This window comes from Paenibacillus sp. ALE2 (assembly GCF_054113385.1).
In genome coordinates, this window is the sequence record NZ_CM134213.1 from 1059999 (window position 1) to 1081987 (window position 21989).

The 21989-nt window shown below is 47.1% G+C and carries 18 protein-coding genes and 1 riboswitch; of the genes, 10 read left to right on the plus strand and 8 right to left on the minus strand.

Features of this window, described 5'->3' with window-relative positions; translation table 11 throughout:
• Positions 1-102: 102 nt before the first annotated feature.
• The 3 genes from ACXHJ1_RS04475 to ACXHJ1_RS04485 all read right to left on the minus strand — a co-directional run bounded on the left by ACXHJ1_RS04475 (position 103) and on the right by ACXHJ1_RS04485 (position 4194).
• Positions 103-1164 (minus strand): EAL domain-containing protein, encoded by a 1062-nt coding sequence (locus ACXHJ1_RS04475; RefSeq protein WP_044787778.1) that lies wholly within the window; start codon positions 1162-1164, stop codon positions 103-105.
• Between the two features lie 274 nt (positions 1165-1438).
• Entirely contained in the window at positions 1439-3541 is a 2103-nt protein-coding gene (locus tag ACXHJ1_RS04480; protein ID WP_457905679.1) for a bifunctional 2',3'-cyclic-nucleotide 2'-phosphodiesterase/3'-nucleotidase, read from the minus strand.
• A 218-nt stretch (positions 3542-3759) separates the two neighbouring features.
• Positions 3760-4194 carry a pyridoxamine 5'-phosphate oxidase family protein gene (locus ACXHJ1_RS04485; RefSeq protein WP_016818833.1) on the minus strand — a complete coding sequence of 145 codons (435 nt, stop codon included), beginning with the start codon at positions 4192-4194 and terminating at the stop codon, positions 3760-3762.
• Positions 4195-4462: 268 nt separating this feature from the next.
• A riboswitch (TPP riboswitch) is annotated at positions 4463-4572 on the plus strand.
• A gap of 195 nt (positions 4573-4767) precedes the next feature.
• On the opposite strand from ACXHJ1_RS04485, the gene ACXHJ1_RS04490 reads away from it, so the two are divergent.
• The 5 genes from ACXHJ1_RS04490 to ACXHJ1_RS04510 all read left to right on the plus strand — a co-directional run bounded on the left by ACXHJ1_RS04490 (position 4768) and on the right by ACXHJ1_RS04510 (position 9068).
• Positions 4768-5811, plus strand: a complete 1044-nt coding sequence (locus tag ACXHJ1_RS04490; RefSeq protein WP_123796678.1) for an ABC transporter substrate-binding protein — start codon at positions 4768-4770, stop codon at positions 5809-5811.
• A 353-nt stretch (positions 5812-6164) separates the two neighbouring features.
• Positions 6165-6458: an MTH1187 family thiamine-binding protein gene (locus tag ACXHJ1_RS04495; RefSeq protein WP_016818835.1), complete on the plus strand. Its 294-nt coding sequence runs from the start codon at positions 6165-6167 to the stop codon at positions 6456-6458.
• Positions 6455-7231, plus strand: coding sequence for an ABC transporter permease (locus tag ACXHJ1_RS04500; protein WP_044787782.1), 777 nt, complete (start codon positions 6455-6457; stop codon positions 7229-7231). The genes ACXHJ1_RS04495 and ACXHJ1_RS04500 overlap by 4 nt, the downstream gene beginning before the upstream one ends.
• A gap of 45 nt (positions 7232-7276) precedes the next feature.
• A complete protein-coding gene (locus tag ACXHJ1_RS04505) occupies positions 7277-8230 on the plus strand; it encodes an ABC transporter ATP-binding protein (protein WP_457905680.1) in 954 nt (317 codons plus the stop codon).
• Positions 8223-9068, plus strand: a complete 846-nt coding sequence (locus ACXHJ1_RS04510) for a TatD family hydrolase (RefSeq protein WP_457905681.1) — start codon at positions 8223-8225, stop codon at positions 9066-9068. The genes ACXHJ1_RS04505 and ACXHJ1_RS04510 overlap by 8 nt, the downstream gene beginning before the upstream one ends.
• A gap of 177 nt (positions 9069-9245) precedes the next feature.
• Here the strand turns inward: ACXHJ1_RS04510 and nfsA are convergent, their stop codons facing one another.
• The 5 genes from nfsA to ACXHJ1_RS04535 all read right to left on the minus strand — a co-directional run bounded on the left by nfsA (position 9246) and on the right by ACXHJ1_RS04535 (position 14802).
• Positions 9246-9989, minus strand: a complete 744-nt coding sequence (gene nfsA, locus ACXHJ1_RS04515) for an oxygen-insensitive NADPH nitroreductase (RefSeq protein WP_013369076.1) — start codon at positions 9987-9989, stop codon at positions 9246-9248.
• A 288-nt stretch (positions 9990-10277) separates the two neighbouring features.
• On the minus strand, positions 10278-12734 hold the full coding sequence (locus tag ACXHJ1_RS04520) for a heavy metal translocating P-type ATPase (RefSeq protein ID WP_457905682.1): 2457 nt from the start codon (positions 12732-12734) through the stop codon (positions 10278-10280).
• 117 nt (positions 12735-12851) lie between these two features.
• On the minus strand, positions 12852-13052 hold the full coding sequence (locus ACXHJ1_RS04525; RefSeq protein WP_016818841.1) for a copper ion binding protein: 201 nt from the start codon (positions 13050-13052) through the stop codon (positions 12852-12854).
• A 55-nt stretch (positions 13053-13107) separates the two neighbouring features.
• Complete coding sequence (locus tag ACXHJ1_RS04530; RefSeq protein WP_457905683.1) at positions 13108-13458, minus strand: metal-sensitive transcriptional regulator; 351 nt, start codon at positions 13456-13458, stop codon at positions 13108-13110.
• A 114-nt stretch (positions 13459-13572) separates the two neighbouring features.
• On the minus strand, positions 13573-14802 hold the full coding sequence (locus ACXHJ1_RS04535; RefSeq protein WP_019685926.1) for a multidrug effflux MFS transporter: 1230 nt from the start codon (positions 14800-14802) through the stop codon (positions 13573-13575).
• A gap of 202 nt (positions 14803-15004) precedes the next feature.
• Here ACXHJ1_RS04535 and ACXHJ1_RS04540 point away from each other — a divergent pair, with 202 nt between their 5' ends.
• The 5 genes from ACXHJ1_RS04540 to ACXHJ1_RS04560 all read left to right on the plus strand — a co-directional run bounded on the left by ACXHJ1_RS04540 (position 15005) and on the right by ACXHJ1_RS04560 (position 21983).
• Positions 15005-15598, plus strand: coding sequence for a DUF5317 domain-containing protein (locus tag ACXHJ1_RS04540; RefSeq protein ID WP_017427192.1), 594 nt, complete (start codon positions 15005-15007; stop codon positions 15596-15598).
• 283 nt (positions 15599-15881) lie between these two features.
• Positions 15882-17732, plus strand: a complete 1851-nt coding sequence (locus tag ACXHJ1_RS04545) for a bifunctional diguanylate cyclase/phosphohydrolase (protein WP_019685925.1) — start codon at positions 15882-15884, stop codon at positions 17730-17732.
• A gap of 255 nt (positions 17733-17987) precedes the next feature.
• Complete coding sequence (locus ACXHJ1_RS04550) at positions 17988-19706, plus strand: copper resistance CopC/CopD family protein (RefSeq protein ID WP_457905684.1); 1719 nt, start codon at positions 17988-17990, stop codon at positions 19704-19706.
• Positions 19707-19737: 31 nt separating this feature from the next.
• A complete protein-coding gene (locus ACXHJ1_RS04555; protein ID WP_457905685.1) occupies positions 19738-20487 on the plus strand; it encodes a YcnI family copper-binding membrane protein in 750 nt (249 codons plus the stop codon).
• 248 nt (positions 20488-20735) lie between these two features.
• A complete protein-coding gene (locus tag ACXHJ1_RS04560; RefSeq protein WP_016818849.1) occupies positions 20736-21983 on the plus strand; it encodes a stalk domain-containing protein in 1248 nt (415 codons plus the stop codon).
• Positions 21984-21989: the final 6 nt, after the last annotated feature.

The following is a 21989-nucleotide window of genomic DNA, read 5'->3' on the forward strand; positions in this document are numbered from 1 at the left end:
ATATAATTAAGATGTAATTGTTCTAAAAATATCAAATAACCCGGTGACCATAGATCGTCGGGTTATTTGTGTCGATTTCTTTATAGAATACGCTATTTCAGATTACACTACTCTACTAAGTATAAAATTGGATGGTGGAGTAGGCTCCGGCTTACCAAACAAATAACCCTGAGCTAGCGACACACCTGCATCACGACAAAATTCAAAATCCTCCATTTGCTCTACACCTTCAGCCAACACCTGACCACCAAAACGAAAAGCCGATTCCACTATCCCAGTAATTTGGCGTTTTTGATCACTGTTACTGTGACAGCCATCAATTATACTGCGGTCAATTTTAACATAATCGGGCTGGAGGCAATTCATAAGCTCTGTCGTAGAATAGCCTGCCCCTACATCGTCCAGTGCCACCGAAACTCCCCGTGTACGATATTGTTCAAAGATTTGATGCAAAAAATTCAGGTCGTCTATTTCTTCCGTCTCTACGACCTCAAACACAAAATCCTCCGTATTCATGGATAACCGATCAATTGTCTCAAAGGTGTGATTCAAGCAATAAGCCGGATTATAAATGGTTGAAGGGAGAAAGTTAATAAATCGTTTAATTCCCGTCGGAAGGCATGTCGCACTTTTTTCAATGGCGGAAATACGAGCCGAGCGATCCAAATGAGCATGCAAGCCAGCTTCACGAGCAACTTCAAACAATCGGAAAGGCTGAAAAGACTTATCGGGCTGTGATGGACGCAGCAAAAACTCAAAGCCGATGATATTCAGCTTGTAGTCAACAATAGGCTGCATATGGCTGGTAAAGTTTTGATTCTTAATAATACTCACCAGATCCGGATGTTGCAGTCGAGCTTGCAATTGACTAAATAAAAGCCAGTCCTCAAATCCCTCAACATGTTGCAAACCAGTCACCACAACTTGCATTCGGTCCAAGCACTCCTGCGGCAGACGAGCCAGTCCGTTAACTAGCTGTTCCAACTGTGAACGGCTGTCGTAGCGAAACACGATGTTATCCTCACACCAATATTCTGGTTTCATTTGTTCCGATAGCATACCCAAGCCCTCTAATGCTGGAGTAAGCGACACCCTAGAATGCCTAATTTTCAGCAATCCTTGATCCTTAATAGGTAATATGATGCTGCAATTGCTGCAAGTCATAATGGTCCTCCTCGGAACAATTTCCCGGTTTTTTCACCATTATATCACAAACAATTAGAACAAAAGTACTATATAATTACGTGTTTTGACAAAAAATAAGCTTATTCCGAACAACAACTTAGGACTTAAGTACATATTCGACAAAAACAAAGCCTTTTTTACACTCATAATAAACACGGTACTGTTGTATTGGGCATCAAAAAAAGCAGCAAATCTCTTATTTAAAGAGACTTACTGCTTCATTCTGTTATGGAGTGGAGACTAAAATCCCAAGTTACTTGGACGCCTTTGGCTTCGTTGTTTTAGCCGGTTTTGCAGCCGCAGGTTTAGTTGTTTTGACAGCTGGCTTCGCGGTTGCTTTCGCAGGTGCCGCAGCTTCCTTCACAGAGGTCGTTGCTGCACTAGGCTTAGCGCCAGCTTTCAAGCTGTATTTGGCAAACCCGTCTGCCGCGCTGCTCAAGTATGAAATTTGTTGATTTCCGGCCAGCACGTCTTTGGCATCAGGAGAGGACTCAAAAGTAACCTTGGCCTGACCAAAAGGAGCAATAGACCAGTTGCCGTCCGCTGACGGATTAATCGTTCCGTTCGTACGGATATAATCAACAACGACTTGGCGACTTTCATCTGGTGCTGCCATCACAATACGTTTGCCATCTGGGTTGGCCAGTTTGGAGGAGGAAGCACGATAGTTATTGGTCGCAACAATAAATTTCTGTGCAGGATCAATAGCCTTCCCGTTGTATTGCAGATCCTTGATACGATGGGCTGAAGAATCAATAATAGTTCCCTTGGCATCATATCGTGCAGGCTGAGTTACATCAATCTGGTAATTCACACCGTCAATCACATCAAAATTGTAGGTTGGGAAATCTTTGTTAATCAGCGATTGTTCCTCAGTTTTGCTAGGATCAATGCGGTTGAACTGACCCGCAGACCACTCCAGCCACTCCTGAATTTCAGCACCAGTAACTTCTACAGCATGAACCGTGTTCGGGTACACATACAGATCGGACACGTTTTTAATCGCTATTGTACCTTCAGGAATGTTGGTATAATACTCGGCACCGTTGCGACCACCGGCTTTGAATGGAGCGCCTGCCGATAATACGGGGAGATTTTCGTATTCGGTTCTTTTAAGATGGTTTTGAACATACCATTTCTGTGCATTTGTCACAATTTGAATGGACGGGTCATCCTGTACTAATGCAAAATAGCTGGTAATCGGTGCAGTCGTTGTTCCGACAGGTTGACGAACATAATCCAGCGTTCCTTGATGCTCTTCTTTGATCGCATCAATCAGTTTAAATTCAGGAGTAAACTGCACAGACTGATTGGTAGTACTCACAACTGGACGCACTTGAGACTGAGAGTTGATTACGTTCCACTCGTCTTTCTTCTTTTCCAGGCTCAGGTCAATAATCCCCAGATCCTTACCCCATGAAGAAGCTTCCACGGCCGGCACGCCATTAATGGTTCCTCTATCCAGATCTACACCCTTCATATCTTTAAAATCAGGGCCAGGGAAAGATTTATGAGCATGCCCAAACAGAATCGCGTTAATTCCGTCCACCTGGCTCAAATACTTAACGGCATTCTCCATCATTGGTGTTTGCGGCACATCCTCATAGCCTGTATGTGCAAGCACAACAATAATGTCAGCACCTTCTGTTTTCATTTGTGGAATAAACTTTTTGGCTGTTTCCACGATATCCTTTGTAACGACCTTATCCTTCAAATTAGCTTCATCCCACTGCATAATTTGAGGTGTTACTAGACCGATAACACCCACTCTGAGTGTATGCTCTTCGCCTTTCTCATCTGTTACTGTTTTATCAAGAATCTGATAAGGGGTAAAATAATTTTTAGTAGCTTGCCCCCCTTTATCAACATAAACGTTCGCATTTACGTAAGGAAAATCAGCACCCTTGAGCGATTTGTCCAGAAAATCGAGACCGTAGTTAAATTCGTGGTTGCCGACAGTAGCCGCATCATAGTCCATCAAGTTCATCATCTTATAGACCGGATGAACACCGCCTTCTTTCTCAAAGGTTTTGTTGCGGGCCATATAATCGTCTAATGGATTGCCCTGCAGCAAATCACCGTTATCGAACAGCATGCTGTTTCTTGTTTCACTACGCGCTTGTTGGATCAAGCTTGCTGTCCTAATCAAGCCATATTCGTTGGTTTCTTTGTCCGAATAATAATCATAATTCATGAGCGCTCCATGAATATCCGTTGTCTCCATGATCCGCAAATTCACCGTAGCGCTATCGCGAGAATTGCTAGCTGCCCAGGATGGAGCGGCTGAAAACACCAGTAGGCTACAAGCTACAACTGCTGCTGTAAACCCTCTAAACCAATTTTTACGAAATAACAAAATATACCCCTCCTCATTAAGGTGTATGCCTCATATACATACTTTTGCACATATATGTAAGCTTTGAACCCACCATTCCTATTTTAATCCAACGCCAGACAAAAGAGTAGTCATTTGCTTAAAATATTTATGAAAAAATAATTATTTTGCTTATAAAAAAAGCCAGTAAATCTCCTAAAAAAATTGGAAATTTACTGGCTTGTCCGTTTATATTGTTTCTATTTCGTCCACACCTGGCGCTCCGTTTGTTGACCCACGTACTCAATACGAGTTGGATTGACGTCTAAAATGACATAATCGGGATCATCTGGTCCGGAAAACCATTTTTTCAGAGAATCATTCCACACTTGTTTGCGTAACCCCTCATCAGCTGTAATCTGGACGGTAGCCTCCACTTCCAAGACTTCCTTCGTGCCACCCACTTCATAGCCCAGCAGCAAATAAGCATTCGGATTGTCCTTTAGCTCATCCACTTTATGTGTTTTGCGATCCGTCGCCAGATGAATGTTCATTCCATCGTTAAAAAGGGCCATATAGCGTACTTTCGGCTTTCCGCCCTCTACCGTACCTAACGAGCAAAATTTGTTGTTATCCAAAGCCTTCACAATGGCTTGTTCCAGCTGACTGCGATCCAGTGTCTCCGTTTTACCCACAGTACAACAACTCCTTTTTACGAATTAGAATTCTATAGGGCTATGCCACTTGGCACCAGCTCTCCTAAACATACAGTGTAGCTGTTCTAAAAATAACATGACCAAACAGATCTGAATGATTCATGTTCATTTTCAGATCAAAGCTCACAGTAAAAGTGTACCCTGTCGTTCGGCAAATGAACCGTGAGCGCTTCCTCAAAGCTGGACAGACCCGCTTTCAAGGCATATAATCGTCGTAGTAAACCCGAATAAACGAACCCATTAAACCATACAATGCCAGGGGTGCTGGAATCGGCCGGCTGAGAGTGTGTCCCAAGACACTGACCCTTACAACCTGATCTGGGTAATGCCAGCGTAGGAATGCTTAAGCAAGATGTGCCTTTTATTAAAACAGGACATCCCTTACTTTGGTATATACAAGCGCAAGCGTCCCGGAATCTCGGGACGCTTTTTTTGTTGAAGATAAAGTTGTTGGAAAGATTGCTTCCGGCAGATGTGATTTTTGTGAAAATGGGGAATATAAACTGTCTGATTGGACGGATAACGGGTAATTAAAAAGGAGAGAACACAACGATGAAGCGCATGAAAATGTTAAGCCTGGGTCTGATCAGTCTGTGGCTCATGGCTATGACTCTGACCGCTTGCGGCGGCAATCCCCCTACATCTCAAAAGGAGGTTCCTGCTGCCGACACTTCAACGTCTACCTCGGCAAAGGGGCTCAAAGATGTTAAAGTCGTGCTCGACTGGACACCCAATACGAATCACACGGGACTCTATGTCGCCAAGGACAAAGGATTTTACGAAAAAGCAGGCTTAAATGTCCAAATCGTTCAACCAGGTTCAGGAGGAGCCGACCAAATGGTTGCTTCGAATGCTGCACCTTTTGGTATCAGCTATCAAGAAGGCGTCACTCAGGCTCGCATCCAAGGCGTACCGCTCGTATCCATCGCTGCGGTGATTCAGCATAACACCTCTGGCTTCGCAGCTCCGGTAGACCGCGGAATTAAAAGCCCGAAAGATTTCGAGGGTAAAAGCTACGGCGGCTGGGGTTCTCCTGTAGAAGAAGCGGTCATGAAATCCATCATGGATTCAGACCAAGGTGATGTGAGCAAAGTGAAAATCGTCAATATGGGCAATGCAGACTATTTTACAGCCGTGAAGCGGGATATTGACTTTGCCTGGATTTTCTACGCATGGACCGGGATTGAGGCCGAGCTTCGAGGCGAGCCCTTGGATATGCTGTATGTAAAAGATTATTCCAAAAGTCTCGATTACTATACACCTGTAATTGTGAGCAATGAACAGACGATAAAAAATGATCCTGACCTAGTCAAAGCGTTCATGGATGCTACCGCACAAGGCTATGAATACACTATCGCCCATCCAGAAGAAGCGGCGAATATCTTAACTAAAGCTGTGCCAGAGCTGGACAAAAAACTGGTACTTGCTAGCCAAAAATGGCTAAGCCCGCGTTATCAGGACGATGCCACGCAATGGGGCTTACAAAAAGCAGAGGTATGGCAAAACTACTCGGACTGGATGTATGAACGCAAGCTGCTCAGCAAACCTTTGGAAGTCGATAAGGCCTTCACAAACGACTTCTTGCCCAAGCGTTGATCATTTTGTTAAAACGCTAAATAAGACTTGACTAGAGAAGTGAACGAAGCGCCACTACGCGCTTTGTGTGTAAAAATGCCACACAACCTATCAAAAAACTAAAGTGCTTTTAAGGCGGTTGGTAGCGGAGCGGTTCATTTGAATCTGGAGAAGCGAAGCGTTCGCCTGAAGCTTTCTTTAGGAAAGCTAGCTTCGGAAGCATACACTTAGGGAATTCTTACCTTTAAAATTTAATTCAAAGAATCCCATGGCAACAGCGATCGTAGGATCAAATGAAACGCGAAGCGGTCTCCCCGCCTTAAACCAATTTATTTTCCTAATAACTTAAACAATAAAGGACAGGTGAAATTCACATGGCTAATACACTGCTCAGCATTCAAGTAATCCCTAAAACACCTAATAACGAAGACTCTTACCCCTATGTAGACAAGGCGATTGAGGTCATCCAGCGTTCCGGTGTCAAACATCAGGTGAATCCATTGGATACGACCATGGAGGGCGAGCTCGACGAGTTGCTGAAAGTGGTTAAAGAAATGCACGAGGCTTTGACGGAAGCTGGAAGTCCCAGCGTCATTTCACAGATCAAAATTGCACATAACCCACAGGGCATCAGCATGAACAAGCTGACCGAGAAGTATCGCCCATGAATCCGAAAGGCAAGAACGCATCCTGGTGGAAAAGCGTATGGCCGCCCCTTGTGGCGGTCCTCTTCTTTTTAGCGGCTTGGCAGGGAGCGGTTTCCTATTTACATATTGAATCCTGGCTGCTGCCAGCTCCATCCCTAATCGTACAAGAGGGTATGGCGCAGTCGGCGTTGCTTGGTGCCCATACATGGGCTACGATTCGCCTGACGCTTGCGGGATTTGCTATAGGGACAGCAACAGGACTGCTGATCGCCATCGTTCTCCATACGATTCCTTTTCTCAAATCTGCTCTGTACCCGCTCCTGATCCTTAGCCAAAACATTCCGATCATCGCCCTCGGTCCGTTGCTCATGGTATGGTTCGGTTTTGGCGTGCTGCCCAAGCTTATGGTCATTACATTAGTATGCTTTTTTCCAGTGGCTGTAGCAGCCATGGACGGGCTGACACGGACAGATCGTATGATGATGAACTACATGCGGATGTCGGGTGCAAGCCGCAGGGCTATTTTTATGAAGCTGGAGCTGCCACACTCTCTGCCACAAGTCTTCTCTGGCATTAAAATCGCTGCTACCTACAGTGTGATGGGCGCGATTATTGCCGAATGGATTGGGGCCAGTGAAGGAATTGGATATTATATGTTGCTGCAAAAATCTGCCTATCGTACGGATCTCATTTTTGCCGCTATCGGGATTATTGTTACACTCAGCTTACTGATGTTTGTCGTTATTCTACTACTGGAGAAATGGTTGGTGCGCTGGAAGCCTGATCAAGAATAGCCTCCACATATTGCATTAAAGCATTAATGAAAGGACGTGGCACATATGAGTCTGCATCCGACTGACTTGACATCACCACCCGTGGCTGATGAACAGCAACAAGCCGGAGAACCGCAGGTAATGACACCTGCTCCTCCTGCTTTGGAATTGGACGGGATCAGCCTCGCCTTCCGGGAAAAGCGAAGCTCACTGCCTGTACTACAGGATGTATCCCTTACCGTTAAACCGGGCGAATTTGTCTCCCTCATTGGTCCGTCAGGCAGTGGCAAAAGTACGCTGTTTCACATCATCGGCGGGCTGCTCAAGCCGCAGCAGGGACGTATTCGTATGCATGGACAGGACGTGACTGGTGAACGCGGTCATATTAGCTATATGCCGCAGCAGCCCGCCCTTTTCCCCTGGCGCACCACGCTGGACAACATACTACTCGGGCAGGAAAACGCACCGCGAAAGGATGCAGCAGCGGACTCCCGATACGTCAGCGAACGTGAACGGCGCAAAGAAGCCTTGCAATGGCTTGAGCAGGTTGGGCTGGGCAAGTTCGCGAAGGCGTATCCGCATACGTTATCTGGTGGCATGCAGCAACGTGCGGCCTTTCTTCGTGCCCTGCTTAGCCCACAGGAATTAATGCTGCTGGATGAGCCGTTCAGCGCACTCGATGCGCTGACACGTGCAGACATGCAGCAATGGTTATTGCGGATGTGGGAGAAGAACCGCCGCTCTGTGCTGTTCATTACCCACAGCATTGAAGAAGCGCTGTTGCTCTCCGACCGCATTTATGTGCTGTCGGCGCGACCTGCTTCAGTGATGCATGTCGTAGACGTTCCTTTTCCTCGCCCGCGTAGGGAAGAAATCACCCTCGATCCACGCTTTATGGAATGGAAGCGGACAATGACTGGCTGGATGCGTGAGGAAAAGCACAAACTGGACGGCGATATGGACACCGCTGAAAGTGTCCGTAAAAACACCTCTGACGGCGGGGTAAACCATTATGAATGATTGGAATGTGCACTCTGCATTGAGATTGAACGCGACAGCAACTGTTCCCTTAATCGACGCACACATTCATGTAGACAGCTACCCACCTGAACAACAGGAGCTATTGCTCGCTTCGCTTGTCGACAACCATGTAGAAGCCATCGTAGCCGTGTCCATGCATCTAGCCTCCAGCCAAGCCAACTTGCGCCTAGCTGAGCGTTGGCCCAGGCTAGTACGTCCAGCCTTCGGCTTTCATCCAGAACAGGCTCTGCCATCACAAGCCGAGCTTGACCTGTTGTTCCACTGGATGGACGAACATGTACACCAGATGGTCGCGGTGGGTGAAGTCGGCTTGCCCTATTACAATCGGCTGGAAGCCTCACGCAGCGGAGATGCTTTTGACCTCGCTCCCTACATAGTGCTACTGGAGCGTTTTATCCAGTTTGCAAGCAAGCATAGCAAACCCATCGTGCTGCACGCCGTTTATGAAGATGCAGACATGGCCTGCGACCTCTTGGAACGTCACGGCGTTACGCAGGCGCATTTTCACTGGTTCAAGGGCTCTGCCGCCACGACCGAACGTATGGCCCGTAATGGCTATTATGTGTCCTTCACACCGGATCTCCTGTACGAAGAAGAAATCCGCAGTTTGGCAAGACAGTATCCGTCTAATCAGGTCATGGCAGAGACAGACGGCCCATGGCCATTCGAGGGCCCTTTTACCGGACAGCAGACACATCCACGGATGACTGCCGAGGTCATTTGCGAGTATAGCAAGCTGACCGGTCAAGATGAAGCTACTGTCCGTCAATTGTTTTATGATAATACGAGCCGCTTCTACTCCCTGTCCAATTCATAAAGGCATATCAGCTATTTACTAAAAGGCTCACAACCATAACTTGTAGTCAAAGCAAAGAACCTCCTTATATACGCGATACTTTATCATGCGTAATTAAGGAGGTTCTTGTAATTTTACATACACGTGTTGCTTAAAATGCGGCTCATCCATTGCAACGTTTTTTGACGTTGCTCCACTTTATTGCTTCAAGAAACCCTTCTGTTCCAAAAATGGCTTCAACTGCAAACGCGCTGGCTCGGTCAATCTCGTCGCCATTTGCTCAGACCAAGGTGTAGAGCGTTGACCGCCCGTACGTTCCTTCAGATATTCAGCTGATGTATGGTCGTATACCTCTACAGCTTTCATCGTCTGATTTTTATCGTAACCATTCATATGCAAAACACCGGACAGTGGAAGACGTGGACGCAAGCCCGTTTCCTGATCCGGTACACCAATGCACATACCGAACACTGGATATACCAGCTCTGGTAACCCTAACAACTCGGATACCTCTGCTATTTTAGTACGAATGCCCCCGATGTAAACGATGCCCAAGCCGAGTGATTCAGCGGCCACCGCTGCATTTTGTGCAGCTAACGCGGCATCAATGGTTGCAACTGTATAATTTTCGACGGACCCTTCGTAGGAAGGCTGGCCTGGCTGATGATGAATCGTCACCTGCTTCAAACGATACAGGTCTGCGCACCACACCAGAAATGTAGGGCATTGCTCAACATAAGCCTGCCCTCCTGCCAACTCGGCCAGTTTTGTTTTTAAGGAAGGCTCGGTAACGGCAATAACGGTATATGCCTGCACATTGCTGGACGAGGATGCCATTTGGCCAGCTGCCACAATAGCTGCGAGCTGCTCGTCGGTAATGGGGTCTGACTTGAATTTTCGAACAGACCGGTGGTTCATCAACAAGGAAATCGTATCATTCATGACGGCTTCACTCCTAATCCATAATATAAGCTCTTTATCTGCTTCAAGCTGTGAGTACACGAGTAGGTTTTTGCATGTTTGCATGGCACTCCTACAAATATTATGAAACTTTCGCCAATGATAAGCAACCTGACGCGATGAAAGATGGCACCATGGATTAGACAAATGAAAAACTTAGCAAAAAAGCAAGTACGCACAAAGCTAAAATTGTGCGTACTTGCTCCAAATTACAAATCGATCTTGCTGCAAATATCCAGCAGTATGCGTCTGCCTAATACATCAAAACATTTACAGCTTCACGCGCTGGAGACGCAGCGCATTCAGCACGACCGAAACAGAGCTGAATGCCATGGCCGCTCCCGCCAACCATGGAGCAAGAAAGCCTAAAGCAGCAATCGGAATGCCGATCACGTTATAACCGAGCGCCCAGAACAGATTTTGCCGTATGTTTGTCATGGTCCGCCGGCTCATTTCGATCGCGTCCGGAATGCTATTTAGGTTACCACGCATGAGCGTAATATCGGCAGCCTCCATAGCCACATCCGTACCCGTACCCATTGCCATCCCTATATGAGCTGTAGCCAGCGCCGGCGCATCGTTAATACCGTCCCCGACCATGGCTACGATCTTGCCCTGTTCCTGAAGTCTCTTTACCTCTTCGGCCTTTCCTTCAGGCAACACTTCCGCCAGCACCCGTTCAATTCCCGCCTGGGCGGCAACGGCCCGCGCCGTCCTTTCATTGTCACCCGTAATCATGATGACTTCAATGTTCATCGCCCGCAGACGGGCAACAGCTTCTCGTGACGTTTCTTTAATTGTATCCGCGACGGCCACTAATCCGGCATAGGAACCATCCACAGCGACAAGCATCGCCGTTTTCCCTGCGCCTTCCAGTTCATTCATTTGCTGCTCGGTTGAGTCATCAATCGCGATGCCTTCCCTGCTCATTAACCGGCGTGTGCCCACCAATACCTGCTTGCCTTCCACAGAGGCCTTCACACCATAACCCGGAATATTTTCAAAATCCGTCGGGCTCACTAGCTCAATACCTCGATCAGCAATCCCTTTTACAATAGCTTCTGCCAGCGGATGCTCCGAGCCTTTTTCTGCCGCACCGAGCAATCGCAGCAAATCCGTTTCAGCCAGGCTGCTTGCGCCAACCATAACATCCGTTAGCTCTGGCTTGCCGTTCGTAACCGTACCTGTCTTATCCAAAATCACTGCGTTGACGGAACGGGTCATTTCCAAATGCTCGCCGCCCTTGAACAAAATACCGTACTCAGCGGCACGTCCCGATCCTGCCATAATGGACGTTGGGGTAGCCAATCCGAGCGCACAAGGACAAGCAATGACGAGAACTGCAATCATTTTCTCCAATGATCCTGCAAAATCAGACGGTGTCACAAGGAAAAACCAGACGAGAAACGTCATCACGGCAATAGCAACTACGATGGGAACAAAGATACCCGAGATTTGATCCGCAATCCGCTGAATCGGGGCCTTGGAGTTTTGCGCATCTTCCACGACCTTAATAATACGGGCCAACGCCGTATCACCACCCACACGCTCAGCCTGGATACGAAGTATTCCGTTTTTATTGAGCGTGGCTCCTGTGACTGGGGAACCCTCTCCTTTTTCAACCGGAAGACTCTCGCCACTTAACATGGATTCATCCACTGCCGAACGCCCATCCACGACTACACCATCGACGGGAATTTTCTCTCCTGGACGCACAATAAAGATATCCTTTACACGCACTTGTTCAATCGGTATATCTAGCTCTTGTCCATCACGTACCACACGTGCCGTTGTCGCCTGTAGGTTCATCAAGCTCTTGATCGCCTCAGACGAACGTCCTTTGGCTACCGCTTCGAACCATTTGCCGACCAGAATAAGCGTAATGAGTACCGCGCTTGTCTCGTAATACAGCTCTGGCATGGTCATGACAGGCATTCCCGCCATTCCCTCCATGACATCAGACGGACGCAGGGTAAGGTACAAGCTGTAAAAATAAGCCGCAGACGTACCCAGTGCAACTAACACATCCATATTCGAACTGCCGTTGCGAAGCGCTTTATACGCGCCCACATAAAACTGCCATCCAATGATGAACTGAATGGGTGTTGTCAGTACAAGTTGAAACCATGGATTCAAGAACAGTTCCGGTACATAAATCCATGAGGTAAAGGAAAAATGAGCCACCATCGCCCACAATAACGGAAGCGACAGCACTGCCGATACTATCCACTTCCATTTTTTACGTTGGATATCCTTACTGCGAACATCCGCAATATTGTCCTCAGCACTCTGTGGGATCGCTCTGTAGCCCAGCTGTTCAATCTTGCTTACCAGATCACTAACCGTAGTACTCCCAGCAGCATATTCCACATGAGCTGTTTCCATCGCCAAATTAACCGTAGCACCTGTTACGCCTGGTATTCGGTTTAATCCTTTTTCAATTCGAGCTGCACAGGCTGCGCAAGTCATGCCCGTCACATTCAAATTGGCTTCTTCACTCACAGTTCCAAAACCAAGAGAAGCAATTTTATCGCGGAATTCAGGGATTTCCACCTGCTTGGGGTCATAGGATATAGACGCCTGCTCCAATGCCAAATTCACATTAGCCTGCGCCACTCCGTCTATTCGGTTTAAACCTTTTTCAATACGGCTTGCGCAGGCTGCGCAGGACATCCCCGTAATATGAAGTGTTGTATGCTTATCACCGTCGGTCGCACGGTTTTCCATGGTAGTCCTCCTTCTACATACCCCAGTGGGGTATATTGTGTTCAAAAAGAAAAAGCTCCTTACAAGGAAGCTTCTTCTTCGAACAAATCTGTTCACGCATCATACAGCATCTTAATCTTAAACAACATCATAGCCTTGGTCTTCAATGGCTGTTTTCAGCGCTTCAACACTCAGCTTGGATTCGTCATATTCTACACTTACTTGTTTCGTTTCGAGGTTGACCTTGCCGGTAGCGCCTACTTTTTCCAAAGCTCCTTCTACGGCTTTCACGCAATGATTGCAGCTCATGCCTTCTACGTTCAATGTAACTTGTGCCATTTTCGTTTCCTCCTCAAGGGTACGTCCATACCCATAATGTGTATATCTGCTACTTTTAACGGATTAGCTTCTTAACCGTAACCAGCAGCTCATCAATCACTTCCTGCTCTCCTGCCTGCATGCGCTCAATGACACAGCTTTTCATATGCCCTTCCAGCAGTAGCTTGCCGACACCATTCAGGGCCGACTGAACAGCCGCAATCTGGTTCAGCACATCGTCACAGTAAGTGTCCTTCTCAATCAAGCCCTTAATCCCGCGTACCTGCCCTTCAATACGGTTTAACCGGGATACAAGGCTGTTCTTGAATTCCGCCGAATGATGACTTTTTCTAACTGTCTTCTCCCCATCTGTTCCACAATGAGTCCCGTGGACTTCAGTTTGGGAAACAGGTTGCTCCTCAGCCATACATCAGCCTCCTGTGTGGTGTAATGCACTCATGCATTTAATATATCCCCCATCATAATATACCCCCATGGGGTATGTCAACATTCCTGAAAAATGTCACCATTTTGCCTTGTTTCACACTTTTGAGCGTGCTTCCTTGGCAAGTACAACAAAGCTTAACAGCGCACCAAGCTCAGCTATAGCAATAACAACCGCCATCGGTACGGGGGTTGTTCCACTACCCAAGCCTACCAACGGTGAAGCGATGGAGCCCAGCAATAGAGGCAGCAAGCCAAGCATGGCGGACGCACTGCCTGCGGAACGCTGCTGACTCTGCATGGCCAATGAAGTCGTCGTTGTACTCACAATACCTACGCAGGATACGACAAAAAACATCGGAATTAATACAGCTAACAATTGGCCTCCGGTAAAAGCTACGGTAAGCAAGCTGATCCCGGCTACAGCCGCAATTATCAGACCTGACAAGAGCAATTGTCGTTCGCTAAATCGACCCACGAGTCTACCCGTCAACTGGGAAAACAGTACAATCCCCAAACCATTCACCGCAAAAATGATGCTATACGTCTGGGGAGAAACCCCGAAAATATCCTGAAGCACGAAAGGCGAGCCAGCGATGTACGCAAACATCGCCCCTGTAATCAGTGCCTGCGAGAGGGCATAACCCATAAAGCGCCGATCTGCAAATAGATGACCGAGTGTTCCTAGCGTCTGCTTCAAGCCACCGGATGAACGACGGTTCGTTGGCAACGTTTCTGGAAGACCCAATACAACGGCAATTAGCATGGCCACACCAACTACACACAGCACCATGAAAACACCGCGCCAGGAAACAAAATTCAAAATGACTCCGCCCAGCACAGGTGCAGCAATGGGAGCCACACCATTCACCAGCATGAGCAGTGAGAAAAAGCGTGTCAATTCTTTGCCCGAGTACAGATCACGGGCCACTGCTCTGGAAATCACGATCCCCGCCGATCCCGTAAGCCCTTGAATAAAGCGAAGCGCAATGAGCACAGCGATATTTGGAGCAAACACACATAACAGCGATGCCGCGGCGTACAGAATAAGCGAAATCACCAGCGGTCCTCTGCGACCCCTCACATCGCTAAGCGGACCAGCAACGATCTGACCAACGGCCAGTCCCAACAGACAGGCTGTCAAACTAAGCTGTGCCAGCGAAGTAGTCGTATGCAAATTGTCGGCTAATGTAGGCAGTGACGGCAAATACATATCTATGGACAATGGTCCGAAGGCACTTAATGCACCCAGAACAAAGGCAATCCATAATATTCGTGATTTGGTCATATCTGCGGCAACCATTACCGTATTGGATAACCGATTCATGATAATAATCATCCTTTTCACTAAAATATAAATAATGACTTCAATATATTATGATATCATTCATTTCGTCTGGCTTCGAATAATTACACGCTAATCCGCGATTTTTTTTCAAAATTGCTATAAATCAGGCAGGAATTTACCAATTTCAGGTCGAATTACACGGTAACCAAAACAAAAAAATTGTAGAATTTGGAGAATGATAATGGTCTATGATGGAGTGCTGCTGGGTCTCATTGTAGGCCTGTTTAGAGGAGGCTGGCGGCAAGGTCTGATCCGTTTCAGTCATATTCGCCTTATAGCCGGTTGGATGTTCCCCCTGCTGCTGGTGGTTCAATTCATTATTTTTTATGCTCAGGAAAAGTGGGCTTGGCTGGCAGCCATTAATGGGTATCTATTTATGGGAGTCTACGTGGTCGGATTGATATTTCTCTGGTTGAACAGACATCATAAGGGATTCAAGCTTATTTTAATCGGCGTGTTGATGAATTTTATCGTTATGGCAGTGAATGGCGGCAGGATGCCGGTCTCGCTGAGCGCTTCTGAAGTACTGGGTCCCTATTATACAGATATGCTTAAATCCGGCAGTGTCATCTCGAAACATTACATGATGGATGCGAGCACACGTTTATCATTGCTTGGTGACATCATTCCCCTTTCCAAGCCCTATCCCCGCACGCAGGTGATTAGTATTGGAGATGTCGTCATGAACTTCGGGATGTTCCTGTTTATCCAAAATGTGATGGTCGTAAAAAGAAATAAGGATAATCAACAAGAAACCAACCCCCACCATGCCTAGTTCAGAGCTTATTCCAAGGAAGGGAGGGAACCGTATGAAAAACTTGAAATACTCCCGTGTGATTATCAATGCTATTATCGTTGCTTCTGTCGTAATCGCTTTGACTTCCGGTTACAAAATTGGAGGCTAGTCACCGATAAAGAAAAAAAGGAAGCACAGGCTCAACAAAACAGGCTGGATTCCGGCCTGTTTTTTCATGTGAAATTTTCGATTACAAAATTGTAAATTATCCCATTCACCCCTGGTAGCTTTGACATCAAGATACGACAAGGCAGGAGAAAAAATGATGAGTATATTAAAAAAGCTGCAAGAACGGGTTACCACGACGGGAATATACGTATTTTTCATGTGTATGGTAGGCCTGATCGTTCTCTTGTATACGAACCATTGGTCCTTTTTGCACTATTCGACGACAGAGTGGGTCACGATCTATTCCCTGTTGGGAGCAGTTCTGATTCTGGAGCATTTTACATTCCAGTTGCCACCAGCCAGTAACAAGCAGTCCATGGATTCCTCCGTGTACCTCGCTTGTATTTTTGTGCATGGCACTGAAATTGCCATTTTGATTTTGCTGTTCAATGTGATCATTGCTGCGTTTCGGCATACAGAACTGTCCTGGTGGAAACATGCTGTCAATTTTTCCATTTACGCACTTTCCATTTTCCTGTCGTCAACCGTGTTCGAACTAAGCGGCGGAACGCAGGGAGCCTTGAACGAGGACCATTTTGCTTCCTACCTGCTCGCATTGATCTGCTACTTTACGGTAAACACAATCACCTTGGGCATCTACTTCTATATCGCATATAAAGGGTCGTTCAATGAGCTCAAACAGGCTTTTTTGGCAGAATCCCTGCTTGTATACTTATGTACACTCATCCTGTCTTTGGTCTTGACCACGCTGATTTATTACAACGGCATTTTAGGACTTTTGCTGTTCTTGGGGCTAAGCATGCTCTTATCCCACGCGTTCAAGCAAATGTTCACGATGTATCGTGAGATTGAAGAAAAAGCCAACACGGATCGCAGAACAGGGCTGTACAATCACAGCTACTTTGAAAATACACTTGAAGCTGAACTAAATACATCCAGATCGCAGAATACTCCCCTAAGTCTGGCGCTGATTGATATTGATGATTTCAAAAAATACAATGATCACTTCGGTCATCTCAAGGGCGATCAGCTACTGGGGTTTCTCGGTGAGTTTCTCAAAAAGGAAACGTTCGGTACTCATATTACCGTATCCCGCTATGGTGGAGAAGAATTCACTTTGCTTATGCCCGATCATACTGCTGAACAAGCTTATGAAAAGGTCAATGCTATCCGAAAAAGACTGAATGATTCCCGTTACGAGGGAGTTGAAATTTTCCCACACGGGTGTCTGTCCTTCTCCGCAGGCATTGCACAAAGCCGCATTGACATCTACGACAAATCACAGCTGGTCGATCTAGCGGATAAAGCACTGTACTATGCCAAGAAACAGGGCAAAAATATCGTTCATACACACGGCAGTCTAAATGAAGTGGAACGTGAGGTCGATCTCGGACAGGATATTCGTGATCTGGAGCAGCAGCTTAATCTATTCTTGTACAAGGATATTAACACCTTCAAGCATTCCAAACGGGTATTCAGATATGCAGCGGACATGAGCGATGTGCTTCAGCTCGGTCCGAAGGATAAGCGGCGTTTTTTACTGGGAGCTCTCATTCACGACATTGGCAAACTGGAAATACCCTGGAATATTCTTAATAAAAAAGAGAAGCTGTCTAGCGAGGAATGGCGGATGGTACAAGCTCATGTCATGTGGGGCAAACGTATTGTCGAAGCCAATGAACGATTCATAGATTTAGTTCCTTTTGTGGAGCTGCATCATGAACGTTATGACGGGGGAGGCTATCCGTTTGGCTTTAAGGGCGAGCAAATCCCAAGACTGTGTCGGATGCTGACGATCATCGACTCTTTTGACGCGATGACAACAGAACGTCCCTATCAACCGACCAAAACATTCGAGGAGGCCATTGAAGAATTGCGTACTTGTTCGGGGAGCCAATTCGATCCCGATCTAACGGCTATTTTTATCCAATATATTCAACATAAGCAACCTGCTTTCACGCAGTCTATAGAAGCAGGCATCTAATGTCTCATACACTATTCCACTTTATCCCTACTGTGAAAAGAAATCCAGGCGATTTCTTCCACAGTAGGGACTTTTCATAAGAGCGGCATTTTGCATCATGCTTATTATTTCAAATTTCATATAAATGTCATAATTCACTCCATCTATTCACGCTATATGCACTATGATTAAGATAGGAATTGGTTTGTCCGTATAAAATGCTACAAATGAGGATATCCTCGCTTCAAGTAATCGAGAGAAGGTGACTTCACAGGCATGTTGTACCTGTCCAGACCAGCCCGTGCGGCTTGTCTTTTATTGCTGTGTCTCCCTCTTCTGCTCCTGTTTCCTCACTCATCGTGGGCTCATGCATTTGTCGTTGAATCCAGCCCGACCGAAAATCAGGTTTTGGACAAGTCCCCTTCTCAGGTGACTATCACTTTCAACGAAGATTTGCAGTCTGCCTTCATGTCCATCAAAGTGACTGATGAAACAGGCAAGCGGGTCGACACAGGAAAAGCACAGCTCAATCCAGAGCACCAATCCACCATGGAAATCCAATTGATTCCAGGGGTGAAGAATGGAATTTACACCATCACTTGGAGAGCTTTGTCCGCAGATGGACACCCAGTCAATGGAGTGATTCCATTTCAAGTAGGTGGCGGTTCCAATGCGTATACCGATCAAGCTACCCCTTCTGAAAGCTCTGGGACATCACGAATCGACTTAATTGCTGTCCGTTGGCTCCTTTACATAGGGTTATCGCTGCTGTTTGGAGCGATTTGTTTCCGACTGTTCCTCTTACCGAGCATAAACCGAGCCAAGAATCGCAGTGAACAGCAGATGCTTAGTCAGCGACCCTCTGACACATTACCCCGTTGGACTAAGCTCCTCTGGAGCGGCTACGGCATAACGTCTGCTGTCATTTTAATTAGCCTACCGCTTCAGGCGTCTTGGGATGCCGGAGTTTCCATCGGGGAGGGCTTCTCACTCCCTATTCTGGGAGAAGCTCTTCAATTTACGGGAGCAGGGCAAATCTGGTTTATCCAGATGATTCTCGTGCTGCTTCTAAGCGTAACGCTAATTTATGCGATCGATCCCAGCATTTCTGATCGCCAGCGCCGTGTTTGGGGCTACAGCTCCGTTTTACTCACGCTGAGCCTCATGCTGTCCAAGGCCTTTGTCGGGCATCCGGCAGCAGCCACCCACCCGGCTCCAGCCATTGTGGCAGATTTCGTCCATCTTGCAGCGTCAGCTTTTTGGATCGGATCACTTGCCGTCATGGTGGTGTGCCTGCCTGTTGCCGGATTGGAGCTCCCTGTATCCGTGCAGGCAACTCTGCGACAAACGGTCCTGCGCCGCTTCGCTGGCTGGGGCATGGCTATGGTGGCGGCGCTACTCGCCACTGGTATCTATGGAGCGGTGCTGTACATTCCAGCTCCCTCCATGCTGCTGAACACATCCTATGGACTCGTTCTGCTTGGTAAAGCAGCGCTACTGCTAGTGATGCTGGTCTTCGCAGCCAGCCAGTTTCGCAGCGCTCGGCAAGCGGCGGCGAGCAAGCGAGCCGCCGGAGGATTGCGTACCGAGCTGTCCGTCGGTCTGCTCGTGATGCTACTGGCAGCGGTGCTCACTCACCTGTCACCTGGCCAGGCACCTGCTGTACCGTTTGAGGAGACTCGCACTACTGGCGAATACAGCGTTACACTGGCAGTCAGCCCTAATGCTGTGGGCAGCAATGAATTTAAGGTATCCGTTCAGGATAGCAAGGGGGCTGCCGTTTCAGGAATCCAGCAGGTCACATTAACGCTTATCCCAGCTAATCCTGACCAAGATCAACAGGAATTTGTCTTGCCCGTGAAGCAGCAACAGCCTTTCCGCAGTCAGGAATTGATAACCTCCGAAGGAACATGGGCGGTAAAAGTACATGCTCTGACAGCATCACTCGATGCGGTTGATGCTGAATTCACTCTGCAAGTAGACGGTAAAAAATAATTATTTTATTCTTAAAAGGAGCGAAATAAATATGAATACAACGATTCAAACAGCAAAATCCAGGTTTTCCAGGTTAGCAACTTCCATGGGTCTAATTGCGGCTGGTGCCTTGCTTTTTGCAGGTATGGCCAGTGCGCATGTGACGGTCAAGCCTTCCGTTTCACAACCTAATGCGTGGGAAACGTACACGTTGAAAGTGCCTGTGGAAAAAAACATTCCAACTACCAAAGTGGCCTTGAAAATTCCCAAAGAGGTCGTTTTCAAACAATACGAGCCTGTACCGGAATGGAAGGTAGCCACCGAAAAAGACAGCTCCGGCAAAATAACTACCGTCACCTGGACGTCCGAAAAAGACGGAATCCAAGCGGGTCAGTACCAACGGTTCAGCTTTGTAGCACAAAATGCAGATCAGAATACTGCAGCAGCCTGGGACGCCTTCCAATATTACAGTGACGGAAGTATTGTGGAATGGACAGGCGATGAAGGAAGTAACAATCCTCATTCCATTACTACAATCACGGCGGATGCCACACCGGAAACTCCTGCTCCTGCCGCAGACAGCGGACATGATTCGGCAGGCACCGCAGAGGGTCATGCAAGCACAGATACGGCTAAAGATAGCAGCAGCACCGCACCTACCTCGGACAATGCTGCTGAGGCTGCCCCTGCTGCTTCTGCTCCAGTCAGCTCTACTGCACAAACCACAGCACTTGTCCTCTCGATCATTGCAGTCGTTCTTGGTGCCGTAGCTGTCGGCATTGCACTCAAACGCCGCAAATAATCTGGGTTACAATAAAATATAAGACTGTTTTAAAAAGAAAAGGCTGACACCGTTTTAAAAGGTGTCAGCTTTTTTTATATGAAAAATAACGATGTTTTTCTTATACTATTCAGCTTAAATACATACTCAGATTTATCTCATCCTATCATTTCACATTCACCTATCTATCATTTTTTTGGTAAAATGGTAGAAACCTCACGATTCTAACATGATAGCATTGCAATCTATTGAGCATAGGAGATCATAGGATGAAAATCGTAAATAAGGCTTTGTTATCTAGCGTTATCCTTCTGAGTACCGCAGCGGGCATCTATAGCCCCATGGCACAAGCGGAGGCGAGTAAGATCAGCATCATGCTGGACGGATATCCATTGCCGTTCCCTGTACAGCCTGCCATGATGGACGGCACGACGATGGTTCCCTTTCGCGCTATTTCTGAGGCTCTGGGCATTACAGTGAAATGGGATCAAGCCAGCCAAAGCATCACCGCTACCAAAACGCAAGGCAGTGCAACCAAGCAGGTAGTTCTCAAAATGGGGAGTCGCAATGCCACAGTAGACGGACAAACCGTTCAACTAACAGCCGCACCGCAAACCGTGCGCGGCAGCACGATGATTCCGCTGGGCTTTTTCGGGCAACAGTTTGGAGCCACAGTGAACTGGAATCAGGGAACACGGACGGTCTCTATTACATCGCCACGTGAAGCTATGTATACTGTAGGCTTCTATGCGCTGTCTTCCTTTGACCAAAAATCCAAAATACCAAATTTTAATGCCGTTGCCTTCGGCTGGAGCCGAATTGATACGAACGGACAATTCACAACGACTGGCAAAGAATATAAATGGCCACAAGCTGCCGGAGCTGTAACGCCTGAGTCTATTTTACAGGAGGCAGATAGCCAGGGGACTTCCCCTTACCTGATGGTTTATTCTGTAGACGGTAATCATGAGCTAACCAAGGTTTTGGAAAATACGCAGCTTCAAGAACAGACCATTTCCCAAATCGTCAGCACTGCCACCGATAAGCAGTTCAAGGGCATTACGTTAGATCTTGAAGGGTTAGGCTGGAGCGGTGATAAGGCCAAAGCTCGTTCTGATTACAACGCTTTTATTAAAAAGTTATCGGCCAAAGCGCATCAAGCGGGACTCAAGCTCACCGTCGTTCTGCATCCGCTGAATAGCTCTTACACTGGTTATGATTACAAGACGCTGGGTAATCTGGCGGACGATCTGATCATTATGGCCTATGATTACGGACAAAAATCTACGCCTGAGCCATTGGATAAAGTGGACGAAGCCATAAAACTGGCGTTGAAGGAAACCTCGCGGGATAAGCTCATTTTGGGAATTTCAATGGGTAGCGAAAAAGACAGCACCGTTAACGCCAAGATCGGTTTAGCCAAACGTTATGACCTCAAAGGAATCGCTATCTGGCGTCTGGGCATCATCGGAGAAACAGCTTGGGCACAGATGAACGAAGCCATCGAGTTTAAATAAGATTAT

What these genes read in the sequence shown, in the direction of transcription:
- ACXHJ1_RS04475 (WP_044787778.1), bottom strand. Translation starts at nt 1,164, where the DNA reads ATGACTTGCAGCAATTGCAGCATCATATTACCTATTAAGGATCAAGGA.
- ACXHJ1_RS04490 (WP_123796678.1), top strand. Translation starts at nt 4,768, where the DNA reads ATGAAGCGCATGAAAATGTTAAGCCTGGGTCTGATCAGTCTGTGGCTC.
- ACXHJ1_RS04495 (WP_016818835.1), top strand. Translation starts at nt 6,165, where the DNA reads ATGGCTAATACACTGCTCAGCATTCAAGTAATCCCTAAAACACCTAAT.
- ACXHJ1_RS04500 (WP_044787782.1), top strand. Translation starts at nt 6,455, where the DNA reads ATGAATCCGAAAGGCAAGAACGCATCCTGGTGGAAAAGCGTATGGCCG.
- ACXHJ1_RS04505 (WP_457905680.1), top strand. Translation starts at nt 7,277, where the DNA reads ATGAGTCTGCATCCGACTGACTTGACATCACCACCCGTGGCTGATGAA.
- ACXHJ1_RS04510 (WP_457905681.1), top strand. Translation starts at nt 8,223, where the DNA reads ATGAATGATTGGAATGTGCACTCTGCATTGAGATTGAACGCGACAGCA.
- nfsA (WP_013369076.1), bottom strand. Translation starts at nt 9,989, where the DNA reads ATGAATGATACGATTTCCTTGTTGATGAACCACCGGTCTGTTCGAAAA.
- ACXHJ1_RS04520 (WP_457905682.1), bottom strand. Translation starts at nt 12,734, where the DNA reads ATGGAAAACCGTGCGACCGACGGTGATAAGCATACAACACTTCATATT.
- ACXHJ1_RS04525 (WP_016818841.1), bottom strand. Translation starts at nt 13,052, where the DNA reads ATGGCACAAGTTACATTGAACGTAGAAGGCATGAGCTGCAATCATTGC.
- ACXHJ1_RS04530 (WP_457905683.1), bottom strand. Translation starts at nt 13,458, where the DNA reads ATGGCTGAGGAGCAACCTGTTTCCCAAACTGAAGTCCACGGGACTCAT.
- ACXHJ1_RS04535 (WP_019685926.1), bottom strand. Translation starts at nt 14,802, where the DNA reads ATGAATCGGTTATCCAATACGGTAATGGTTGCCGCAGATATGACCAAA.
- ACXHJ1_RS04540 (WP_017427192.1), top strand. Translation starts at nt 15,005, where the DNA reads ATGGTCTATGATGGAGTGCTGCTGGGTCTCATTGTAGGCCTGTTTAGA.
- ACXHJ1_RS04545 (WP_019685925.1), top strand. Translation starts at nt 15,882, where the DNA reads ATGATGAGTATATTAAAAAAGCTGCAAGAACGGGTTACCACGACGGGA.
- ACXHJ1_RS04550 (WP_457905684.1), top strand. Translation starts at nt 17,988, where the DNA reads ATGTTGTACCTGTCCAGACCAGCCCGTGCGGCTTGTCTTTTATTGCTG.
- ACXHJ1_RS04555 (WP_457905685.1), top strand. Translation starts at nt 19,738, where the DNA reads ATGAATACAACGATTCAAACAGCAAAATCCAGGTTTTCCAGGTTAGCA.
- ACXHJ1_RS04560 (WP_016818849.1), top strand. Translation starts at nt 20,736, where the DNA reads ATGAAAATCGTAAATAAGGCTTTGTTATCTAGCGTTATCCTTCTGAGT.